6 protein-coding genes are annotated in these 12,508 nt (G+C 32.2%); 1 reads left to right on the top strand and 5 read right to left on the bottom strand.

Annotated features, from left to right (window positions below):
• The first annotated feature begins 12 nt into the window (after positions 1-12).
• A complete protein-coding gene (locus tag OC535_RS02770) occupies positions 13-804 on the top strand; it encodes an RnfABCDGE type electron transport complex subunit B (protein WP_498823101.1) in 792 nt (263 codons plus the stop codon).
• A 52-nt stretch (positions 805-856) separates the two neighbouring features.
• On the opposite strand, the gene OC535_RS02765 is transcribed toward OC535_RS02770, so the two are convergent.
• The 5 genes from OC535_RS02765 to OC535_RS02745 all read right to left on the bottom strand — a co-directional run bounded on the left by OC535_RS02765 (position 857) and on the right by OC535_RS02745 (position 10,665).
• Complete coding sequence (locus OC535_RS02765; protein ID WP_498823100.1) at positions 857-1,537, bottom strand: fructose-6-phosphate aldolase; 681 nt, start codon at positions 1,535-1,537, stop codon at positions 857-859.
• A 12-nt stretch (positions 1,538-1,549) separates the two neighbouring features.
• Positions 1,550-2,491, bottom strand: coding sequence for a glycyl-radical enzyme activating protein (locus OC535_RS02760; protein WP_498823099.1), 942 nt, complete (start codon positions 2,489-2,491; stop codon positions 1,550-1,552).
• Positions 2,454-4,808 (bottom strand): glycyl radical protein, encoded by a 2,355-nt coding sequence (locus tag OC535_RS02755; RefSeq protein ID WP_498823098.1) that lies wholly within the window; start codon positions 4,806-4,808, stop codon positions 2,454-2,456. Before OC535_RS02755 ends, OC535_RS02760 begins: the two co-directional genes overlap by 38 nt.
• A gap of 131 nt (positions 4,809-4,939) precedes the next feature.
• Positions 4,940-5,701 (bottom strand): DeoR/GlpR family DNA-binding transcription regulator, encoded by a 762-nt coding sequence (locus OC535_RS02750; protein ID WP_024722103.1) that lies wholly within the window; start codon positions 5,699-5,701, stop codon positions 4,940-4,942.
• Positions 5,702-5,934: 233 nt separating this feature from the next.
• Positions 5,935-10,665, bottom strand: coding sequence for an Fn3-like domain-containing protein (locus OC535_RS02745; RefSeq protein WP_498823097.1), 4,731 nt, complete (start codon positions 10,663-10,665; stop codon positions 5,935-5,937).
• Positions 10,666-12,508 lie beyond the last annotated feature (1,843 nt).

Below are 12,508 nucleotides of genomic sequence, written 5' to 3'. Positions count from 1 at the left end.
GGAGACAATGACATGAACGATGTTATAATTGCAACTTTGCTTGTTGGAACTATTGGTTTACTGATTGCTATTCTCCTTACGATTGCTAGTGAAAAATTCTCAATTTCCGTTGATGAAAAAGAAATTCAGATTCGTGAAGAACTGCCTGGTAATAATTGTGGCGGTTGTGGCTATCCTGGCTGTGATGGTTTAGCTAAAGCTATCGTTACTGGCGAAGCTAAAGTCAATCAATGTCCAGTTGGTGGCAAAAATGTTGCTGATGCGATTGCAAAAATCATGGGTGTTGAAAGTGAAGCAACGATCCGTATGCGAGCTTTTGTTCGTTGTGGCGGTACTTGTAAAAATGCAACGATTCAATATTTGTATTATGGTGTAAAAGACTGTAATAACGCAGCTATCGTTCCTGGTGGTGGTGATAAACAATGCAGTCATGGCTGTATGGGTTATGGCAGCTGTGTTCAAATATGTGAATATAATGCGATTTCAATCATTGATGGTGTCGCCGTAGTTGATCCTGATTTGTGCCAAGCTTGTGGTAAATGTCTCAAAATTTGTCCCAATAATGTTATTTCTTTGATTCCTTATCAAAAACAAGCTTATGTTAAATGCAATTCTAAAGAGCCAGCTCTACGAGCTCGAAAAAATTGCAGTGTCAGCTGTATTGGTTGCGGTTTATGTGCTAGAAATTGTCCTAATAATGCTATTATCATTGAAAACTCATTAGCACGAATTGATTATACTAAGTGTACAAACTGTGGCATATGTAAGGAAAAATGTCCTCGTAAATGCATCATAACAGCTTAGATCTTATCTTTTAAAAAAATTAAAGCAAGTTTTTTTGACTTGCTTTTTATATTTATAAATCACAAATTCCTTTGCCTTTACCATAAACATCGTACCAGTCATTATTAAAATCATTTACCGCTTTTTCAATATTTGGATTTGCAAAGATTTGTTTCAATACCGCTACTGGCGCTGTTACACTCTGAGCTCCGGCATTAAAGGCATCGCGTACTTGCTGGAGGCCTTTAAAACTTGCTGCTAAGATCTTACATTCATAATTATCCATAACGATTCGATTTGATAACTCATTGATCAATTCATATGGATCACTTCCTAAATTTCCGATTCGATTTACATATGGCGCAATATAATCTGCTTTTGCCGCTAGCGCCATGTATGCCTGCATTAAATCATATACAGCTGTTGCGGTTACATTATGTCCCTCACTTTTCAAAATTTTTATCGCTTTGATACCTTCATAGGATACTGGTACTTTAATATATACCTGATCATCGATTTCTTCTAAAATACGATGACCTTCTTTGACTATTTCATCACAATCTTTAGAAATAACCTGGACATGGAGACTTCTTTCCTTACCAATGATCTTTCTTACTTCTTTCATATGTTCAAAGAAGTTTTTAGGACTTGTTGCTTTAACGATCGAAGGATTGCTGGTTACTCCAGTAATTGGCATGTGATCTATAGCATCCTTGATTTCTTCTAAATCTACTGTATCAATAATAAATTCCATCTCTTTTTTCTCCTATTCAATAATTAAATTTTTTAAACCAGTTTGATAAACAAGATCATAAAAATGCTGCATCTGTTTTTTATTAAACATTTTATAATGTTTATTAATTGGATATTCCAAATCAACAAGCTCATATTTAGATGCCGCTAAGGGATTATAATTTAATAATTCATATTTTACTTCAGGATAAATATCCACTATAAAACTAGCAATATTTATGATATTTTCATCAGTTGCCGTCATTAAAGGTATTAATGGTGTCCTGATAATAACCTTATCTTTATGTTCACTTTCTAATATATATCGAATATGTTCTTTGATTGTTTTTACAGAAACATTTGTTAATTCCTGATGCTTATTTTCATCAAAAACTTTTAAATCAACATATATCAAATCTAAGTACGGTAAAATATCTTTTATTAAATCTAATGGAGCATATAGAGTCGTTTCTATCGCTGTATGAATTCCCTCTTCTTTACATTTTTTTAATATAGTGGTTAAAAACTCACCTTGCATGAGCGGTTCTCCGCCAGAAAAAGTTACACCACCATCATCTCTAAAAAAAACTAGATCTTCTTTGATTTTTTCTATTAACTTTTCAATATCATACTCTTCACTATCGTAACGTATTGCTGCAGCTGGACAAACTTTTATCAGATTATCAAAATCCCCTTCATAACGAAGATTAAAATAGGGACGATCGTTTTTATAAATCATTTGATCTTCTTTTGAAAATTGTTCACATCTTTTACAATGAATACAACTATTTTTAAAATATAGCGGTCTTCTTTTTAATGATAATCCTTCTGGATTTTGACACCATTTACATCTTAGCGGACAGCCTTTAAAAAAAACCGTCGTCCTTAATCCCTGTCCATCATGAACGGCAAATCTTTTGATATCAAATATTAACGCATTAGATATCTTCATATGCTGTTCTTTCAATAATTTCATCTTGTAACTTTCCTGCTAACTCGACAAAATATGCCGTATATCCAGCGACACGTATCGTTAATGATCTATGTCTTTCAGGATGAACCTTAGCATCGAGCAGATCATCACGTCTTACAACGTTAAATTGAATATGAGGAATTTTTAAATCAACAAATGCTCTTAAGAAATTTTCAAACTTCATCATTCCCGTTTCGGAATTAAAAAATTCTGGTAAAAACTTCATATTCAACAATCCACCATTTGTAGTATAAGAATCATTCATCCGTGATACTGATTTTAAAACTGCTGTTGGTCCAGCCATGTCACGACCATAAACTGGTGACATTCCACCATCAGCAAGTGGTGTCAAAGCATTTCTTCCATCTGGTGAAGCCCCTACATTTTCACCCATAGGCACATGTGCAGAAACAGTATACATTCCTGTATGATATAATCCCCCACGATAATTTCGATAATCTTTCATTTTTTTTCTAAAATAGCCGGCCCACTTAGCTCCTAGATCATCAACCCATTTTACATCATTTCCATATTTAGGAACTTTATTTAACAGCATTGTTTGTGTGATTTCATGGCCTTTAAAATCAGCTTTTAATGACTCCAATAATTCATGTTTTGAAATCATCTGCTCATCATAAACCAACTTTTTAATAGCTGCAAGTGAGTCAGCTAGATTAGCAATCTGAATCATTTGGATACCTGATAAATTATATTTGGCCCCACCACACGTCACATCTAAACCATTTTCTAAACAATCATCAATAACGGTTGATAAAAAAGCTGATGGTAGACAATTCTGATGCGCTTTTTCAACTACGATTTCAGCTTTCATCATCGCCTCAATAAAATAATCAATTTGTTTTGTAAATGCCGCTTCTAGATCAGCAAATGTTTCATATGTTTCAAGATTTCCCAAATCTAAACCGATTTTTTCATTTGTCAATAAGCACTTTCCGTTATTTAAAGTTAGTTCCAATGCTTTATTTAAATTAAACATCGCGGCATCAGACCAGCCTAAATTATTTCCATGAGTCGTTAATTCAACACAACCAACGATTGCATAATTTCTAGCATCTTTTTTTTCAATTCCTAAATCTTCGATCATTGCATGAACGATTGCTTCATCATTGAAAAATTGGGGCATTCCGCTTCCTTTAGCAACGACTTTAATTGCCTCATGCATTAATTCATGAGATGAATTTTTATTTAATCGTACTGATAAATTTGGCTGTGGCAGTCCTAAATGATATTGTGCTTTTAAACACAGCAGTGATAATTCATTATAAATATCATTTCCAAATTCATCTAATCCCCCAAGAGCAATATTAAAACCAATTGGAAAACCGGCAAAATATTTAGCACTATTTTTATTTCTTAAATAAACGATTTGATTGAACTTCAACCATAAACATTCTAAGATTTCTAAAGCATCCTGCTTTGTGATTTTTCCTTCAATAAGATCTTTTTGATAATATGGATACATATATTGATCCATTCTTCCCGGTGAAAACGATGAAGCATTTGACTCCATATGCAAGATAACAAACAAAAACCATAATGCTTGAACGGCTTCATGAAAACTTTCCGGCGGTCTTTTCGAAAGATTCATACAAATCTTAGCAACATTTTTTAAAGAATCTTGATATTCATCTTCAACTTCTTCTATCATGTTCATAATATAATCATGATACCTAACCATGAAATTTACCGCTCCTTCCAAAACAAGAATCGTGCATTCATAAAATTCCTTTTGACTTTCATCACATTCCGTCAATTTCTTTTGAGCTTTTTTTATTAATCCTTTTGGTCCTAATTTTAACCATAATGCTGAATCTGGACAAATATGACCCTGAGCATGATCTTTTTGGTTTATTTTCACAACTTTAGCTATTGCATTGATTTCTTTACCATAATTGTTTTTAATTACATCTTCCATAGATTTTCCATTCCAATATGGATAGATTTCTTCTCTAAATTCCTGAATATCTTTTTCTCTTACTAAAAATTTATCTTGTGGTCTTGAAGGCAATGTTTCAAATTCTTTATTGATCCACGAACAGCCACTTTCAGGAAAAACAACACCATACCGTACCCCTTTAGTTCGATTTCCTACAATCAGCTCTTCTTTTTCTACACTGATTTCTAATTCTTCTAATGCCGTTTTTAAAGATAATGCTCTTTTTTTAGGAATCGATAATTCTTCATTTTCTTGATAGACTCGAGTAATGATTCTTGCCTGCTCAATAGATGCATATCGCGGAGCTTTGAGCATCTTATCTTTCAAAATATCAATTCTTCCTGTTTGAATTAAATTCTCCATCTTATCCCCTCCTTAATTATTGTTTTTTATTGTTTTCTAATTATATTATACTTCAAAATCACTATAATTCAAGTATAAAATAATAATTTTCGATAATTTTTCGATAAAAAACAATAAAAAAGAAATCATTATCAAATGATTTCCAAACCATAGCCTTTCATTCTATTTTCCATTTCAATTTCAAGACCCACTTCACAAATATAGCCATTAAAATCACCAATATCAGCAAATACATAATTACCATCCAATTCTAACTTAGCTGTTTCTGCGACCATATAACATTTCTTACTTGAATGAATAACTTCTTTTTTCGTTAAACCATCATTCACATCATAAGTCGTAACTTTGCCATTATACACATCTATTCCTACAACCCCTAAAAAAGATAAATCAAATTTATATTTTCTTAATTGATTTATTGTAATCGAACCAATAAAACCATCTCTAGCTCTATTTAAGCCTCCACCAATAAAAATCAACTGTGTTGCACAATCCTGAGTAAATATTTTCATAATATCGATCATATTTGTAACAACTGTAACATTTAAATTTCTTTGGTATATTAATTTTGCAATTTCTAAAGTTACTGTTGATATTCCTAAAAAAACCATCGTTCCCGGCTTTATAAGTTCTATTGCTTTTTGAGCAATAATTTTCTTTTCCGTAACTCGAATTTCTCTACGATCATTAACATTTATAGTATGTAAATTCACACGTAGCTGAGTTGCTCCACCATGGATTCTTTTCAATTTATTCGCCTTTTCTAAGATCGTCAAATCTTTTCTAATACAATCTTCTGTTACATCAAATTCTTTGCTTAAATCTTTAACTCGTACCTGTCCTTCCAAATTTAATCTAGCGAGTATTTGATTATGTCGTTCTTGCTGTAACATGGCACTCATCCTTTCTTTTTAATCATTATGCCATTTATTCCAATAAAAAACAAGAAAAATAAATATTGATATTTATGATATTTTATTACTTTTACTAAATAACAATAACTTATAAAATATTCATCATCTATTATGATGCAATATATTATAAAAATTTAGCATCATTGATATTTAGATGTTAATAGAAAAGCTACCAAGTCAAAACTCGGTAGCTTTAAATATCAAACTTAATATTAATTATATTTTTTTCTCTTAAGATAAGCAATTGCACCTAATGATGCTAATAATCCTAATGCACTAATCATACTAGTTGTATCACCAGTATTGATTGATCCTTTTGCTCCAGTAGTTCCTGTAGTTACAGTTGTATCACCTGAAGCAACTACTTCCAATCCATTGATACTAGCCATTAAGTTTTCATATGCTGCTTCTATACCTGCTTGATCAATATTTTCATTATCTAAAGCTGCTTTAGCTTCTTCTAATGCACTTTCTACTACTGACCATGTTTTTGCTGTATAGTTAGCTGCATTTAATCCATTTGCTTTATTAATTAAGTCTTGTAATAAATCCTTATTTGGAATCAATCTTAAGTCTAAGTATGCTCTTGTCAATGTTGCATAAGCGCTATCTACTTCTTCTTGAGTTGCATTTGGATTATCTAATACCGCTTTAGCATTTGCCATTGGTTCTGCTAAATTTGCAACACTAGCTTCAGTATATAAGCTCTTATCTAAGCCATCTACTTTATCATACATTTCTTGTAATCTTGTCTTATCAGCTCTTAAGACTAAGTTTCCAATTGCATTTGTTAAATTATCAAATGCTTCATTTACATCACTTTCTAAAGCATTTTCATCTGCAGCTACTTCTTTTGCTGCATCTAATGCTTCTTGTAATGCTGCCCATGAATCTGTTGTATAATCTTCTTCTGCATAACCATTTACTTTATTGATCAAGTCTTCTAAAGCAGTTGTATCACCTTTAATAAAGTCTAACATCTGAATAGCGTTAGCTAAACGATAGAATGATGTATCAACAGTTGATTGACTTGCACTAGGATTTGCTAAAATACTTTCAGCTTCAGCTAATGCTTCATTAAATTCAGTTACTACAACTGGTACAACATTTTCTAAAGCACCATTATCTTTTAATGTATTAGCTGTATCAACAGCAATTTGTAATGCTGTTTTATTTACATCAACTAAATTTACGGTAGAAGATGCCATATTCATACCATAATCTACAACTTGAACTTCTAAATTATTCTTATCATAACCTTCAGCCAAGTCACTTAAATTAATTGTTGTAGTTGTTTCAGTATTGTTTACACGAATAATATCACTAACACGAGTACCATTACTATAAACAGCTACAGCCTGGATACCAGATGCATCACTAGCATTAATAGTAAGAACATCACCATCTAAAGATGAATCAACTTTAGGTGCAGTTACGTCTACATTTACATTAAATGATTGAGTCTGAACATTATCAGAATTCATCAAAGCATCTAGACATGAATCATCATTACCATAATCTACAGAATTTAAATATTCATATTCTAACATAGCACGAACTTCAAAAGTATAAGTACCTTCTTTTACCATATTACCATCAAGATCAGTACCATCCCAGTACATTTGACGATTATATTTAGTTCCATAGCTTAAAGCAGCTTGTTGTGTTAAATTACCGTCATTAACTTTTGCTTCAAAATATTCATATTCAGGTCCAATTACATTAACAACATTTCCAGCTTCATCTTTGATTACTACACATAAAGCTTTAGCATTACGTAATAAATAAAGTGCTGCATAAGCGATATCATCCTTACCATCTCCATTTGGAGAAATAGTAGCATAAGCACCATTTAATTCTCCACCATTACGTAAATTATTTAAATAGTTACGGATCGTATTATAATAACTTGTTGAAGATTCTCCAAAATAATCTGGTAAAGATGCTCCAGTAAATTGGTTTGCACCTAAAACCACATCATAACCATCAACTAGAGAATTTAAAGTAGTTGTGTAGAATAAAGGATAATTAGCATCAGAAGTAGCTAATCCGCTAATGTCATCATAAGCAGTAGCTAAATCGAAGATTGGAGCTGCATTCCAGTCTCCTCTGAATCCCATATAAGGAATGCTAAGAGTTTCATAATCAGAATCTACATTATCAAAGAAGACAAAACCTTCTAAGAACATACCGTTAGGGTATTTTGCATCATAAGCATTCATTGTTTCTTCGTTCAAAGTTACATTAACTGTAATTTCAACTGAACTGTTAGCAGGAACAGAAATTTGTGTTGCAGAAGCATTATCACTATAACGATTGATGTTATCAGATGCACTAACAACAGTACCACCAGAAACAGCAGTTACTTTCATCACACCATCTTCGATTGCATCAATATCTGAACCATAAGTATTAACATCTGCAAGATTTGTACGTCCATTAGCTTCTGTAGTATTGTCTGTTTGAAGACATGCTAATACATCGAATGTCTTAGCTACAGAATCATAATTATCCATAGTAAATTTAATATCAAAATTTGTACCTAATTTATCACCTAGTTCTACTTTAGCACGAGGAGCTTCACCAGTAACAGCATTATAAGGTACTTCGTTGTGTAACACAACTAAGCTGTTGATCACATTATCGATATTGACCATACCAGCACCTTGACGTCTTGGAGAGAAATACAAGTTCTGACGAGTCAAATCTGAAGAGCTTACAAATGGTTGATAAGCTACAGCAGTAGAAGCTACTAATTGATTTACTAAATTAGAATATTCCTGAGTTCCAACTTTTACTCCAAAAGTATCTAGATTATCATCTACATATTGTTGTGCAAGAATAAATAGTCCTTCTGCATTTGGAGAAGCCATAGAAGTACCACTCTTTGAAGATAAAGCAGTATCAGATGATGCTCCTGCAGACCAAATATTACCACCTGGAGACATTACATCTGGTTTTAAATTCATAGATTCAGTAACACCCCAAGAAGTAAAGCTTGATGGACCAGTATCACTATAGCTACGAGCTACAGGCTGAGATTGCGCTGTAGAAGAGAAGCTTACATTTACAGTACCATCAGCAAGAGCGGTAGATAAAGTAGTATAAACACTGCTATTAGTAGCTGTTCCACCAAAAACAGGAATACTTTCACCATTTTCACCAGTCCATAAACCATTAGTACCAAAATAGCTACTGTAGTTATCGAAAGTCATATAAACTGCTACAGCACCAGCATTATAAGCATTTTGTTGTGCTGCTTTAATTCCTTCTTCATCATAAGGAACATAACCATAAGGACGTTTTACTAAGGCAACCTTACCAGTTAAATCCTGTGTAATAGAAGAACCATCACCACAATCAACTAACTCATAAGTACCAGTCAATGTATCACCCAATGCAGGGTCATAAATATCTGTGATTGTAACACTATTTACAGCATCACCATCTGCATTTACAGCAGCTGCAACAGTATCTGTCCAATTGTTAGTATAAGAATAACCAGTACCTTGAGCAGAAGCAATAGTCATAGGTGCATATAATGAACCAGAGAAACCAGCTGAGGCACTGTTAGGTAATAAAGTAGTGTATCCGCTTACTAAAGCTCCTGGATGACTATCACGAGCATCATTACCTGCAGAAACACAGATAGAAATACCGCTAGCACTAGCACGGTTATAAGCACGTTGATAACCTGCTTGAGCATAAGTATTCATAGTTGTAAATCCGTTAGGGATACCAAGAGATAAATTGAAGGCATTGACACCTAGAGTAACAGCATCATCTAAAGCGGCAAATACAGCTTCATCAGATTCTTGACCAAAGTCATCATTTTCATCAAATACCTTAAAGAACATAATTTGAGCATCATAGGCAGAACCTTTGACACCAGAAGTTTCGTCATAACCTTCTCCACCATTACCAGCAACAATACCGCTGACATGTGTACCATGGCTACTAGAATCTCCATCCCATGTATCCAAATCACCGCAAGCATAATCAACAGAGAAAGGAACTTTAGAATTGTAATAGAAATCACCATTCAAAATAGCATTTTGTATATCTGTTGAAAAACCAGTCTCATCATAACCATGGAACCAGCTTCCCCAACCAGATACAAATAGATTCAAAGTATCCTGATTAGCTTTGATAGATTCAAGCAGATTATTTTTTGTTTTATAGTTAGAAAGTAAACCATTTTCACCATCTGCTTCTATTTCTGGATCCATATAAGAAAATAACTTATGAGTATAACGAAGACTACTGTCGAAAACACCAACAACTTTGCCGGCACCAGTATAACCTGCATCCCAAGCAGCTTCAAGACCCATCTGACTAGTAGAACCAGCATCAGCTGTAGCAGACTTGCTCAAGTCGATTGCATCAGCTCCAGTAAGCTCATAATACTCTTCTAGAGACATGTATTCTGCATCCTCTTCATTTACTTCCCAATTATCATCATAGTTGTAGCTTTGAGTTAGATAAACTGACATTACTCCATCCAAAGCTTCAATCTTTTCTATGTATTTGTACTCAACCTGTACTGCAAAACCATTAAGCAGGTTAGTATAGTGATACTTAAATGTCGCATTAGGAGCAAATGCTGAAATTTGAGTTTCTATCTCCTCTTGCTGACTTACCATATCTGCACGGTAAGCTGCCACAGACGCATCAGCAGAATAACCAATACTGTTATTTTGAAACATAGTAACATATTCGTCTACATCTAGGGTAGTTTCCCCATCTAATTCCACAATTACAGTTACGACATCATCTGGCTCATACTGTTTAGTGGAAATTGCATTTCCCGCAGTGAGCTCATCTAGAAGACTCGCAGGAGTGGTTTCGCTGTTTAGTGCTGCGTCTACTGTAAATGACATGCTGAAAACTGTCGTTACAGCAAGAGCACCCACTAAAAACTTCTTGACTGAATTTTTTTTCATAAATTCATTTTTCCCCAGTATACCATTTATAGATTATTAAATAGTCATAAATGATACACCTCTTTCCTTTCTTTAAATTTCGTTTAGAACTATAAAAACGAAAGTATACTTTGATTTTCCCTTTCTGAAGCATAACCATTATAGAAAAGTTATCAGCGCTTTTTGTATCTAATTAAGCTCTTTAATCCTTTGCATGTGGCTATCATATTCGTATAAATACAAAAGAATATGTTTTATATAAATTTTATTTCTATTGATGTTGGTAAATTTAATTAGATGAAGTTTTTCAATAAAAAGATTTTGTTAAATATATTTTTAAATCCTCATCATATAATCGATCTTAAAGCAACTATTCGTTATGAAACCAATTTAATTCATAATCAAATTAATCCCATATCCTCATTTCTCTTAACACTAGATGTAAGAAAAATATGTAAAGAATGATAAAACTAATACTTTTATCATTGCTCAAGTCATCCCCAGCAGAAACTATCTGCCTGTTACCAAACATCAACTTGAAATAAAGGAAAGAACTCACTTGTCAACATCTTCCTTAATGAAAGATATCAACAGATTTAAAAATCAACTACAAAAATGTATGATATCATTTCCCCTGAATTCAATTCCTTGTTCAAATCAAAATATTCCAGGTCTTACATGAATTTATAAAAGAATTTAGCAATGCTCATTCGAATCATCTTAAAAATACCTTTTTTTGACAATATAGAAAGAACCATGAATCTTAATGTTTTTCATATAAAAGATAATTGATAAAATTAAGATGTCTATAAATCTACTTAACTTTCCTATCTTCTTTATTCCTAGTATGAAATTTATACAAATAAATACATTTTAAATAAAATTGGTGATATACAATGCTACCCAAACAAAGATCTTGTTATCTTCGTAAAGCCTTGTATCAGTGTATATTACCAATATGCAAATCAATTCTACTTTCACACCTTAAAATGCACTCAATGTAAATCACATAGATGTATACAGAATTAATCAATAAGAAAGTTATTAGGAGTTATCTATAAACTTTTATCCAAAAACACCAAGTTTAATGCCAAGCTTTTAAAATACATGAAAAATATTTATCAATGTTTAAAAACTGCAGAAATAGTTATTTTCAATGTACACTTTTATTCACTTTTCAATGTCCTAATAAATACTTGCTAACTTTAATAAAATCAATTGATTTTTATATAGTTAACTTTTTAAAGCAAGAATGGCATATCCAAAACTTGGTACTTCTGTGTGTGAAACCCATTACACAGACCCCTTTGCTTTATTGCACCATTCAATTTATAAAATTCTATTTTATCCGCCTATATAACTTCCCCCATTTTGAAACATTTTAATAAAATAAATTGTAACAGGTTACACCTGGACAAACCTGAATTTTTATTTTCTCAAAAGCCCCTGAACTGTCAAAAGCGGGTAAAACAGAATATTATAAAGTTATTATATCAAAAATACTAGAAATCAACAATGAAAATATTGATTTTATGGGGTTTTACTAGCCTAAAAATGATTTCTAGCTTCACTAGTCTAAAATAATCCCTGATTTTTGGTGTTTTATTATTCCCCTTTATTTTATAATTTTAAGTTCCTACGTTTTAAACTATGATAAAATCATATCAAAATAACAATTTATTGTCAATAATAGTATATAAAAATTATAAAATTGACTTTTTTCAATTTTCAAAACACTTAATATAAAATTTTATCAAATCATCTTATCTACTTTATTATAGCCATATTAAAAGACATTGCACAAAAGTATATTATTTGATAAACATCACTAGTTTAAATCTTCAAAAAGGAACTTATCTACATA

This window comes from Clostridium sp. Marseille-Q5894, assembly GCF_946902305.1.
Lineage (GTDB): Bacteria > Bacillota_I > Bacilli_A > Erysipelotrichales > Coprobacillaceae > Thomasclavelia.
This window is presented reverse-complemented; position numbering and strand designations above follow the sequence as displayed.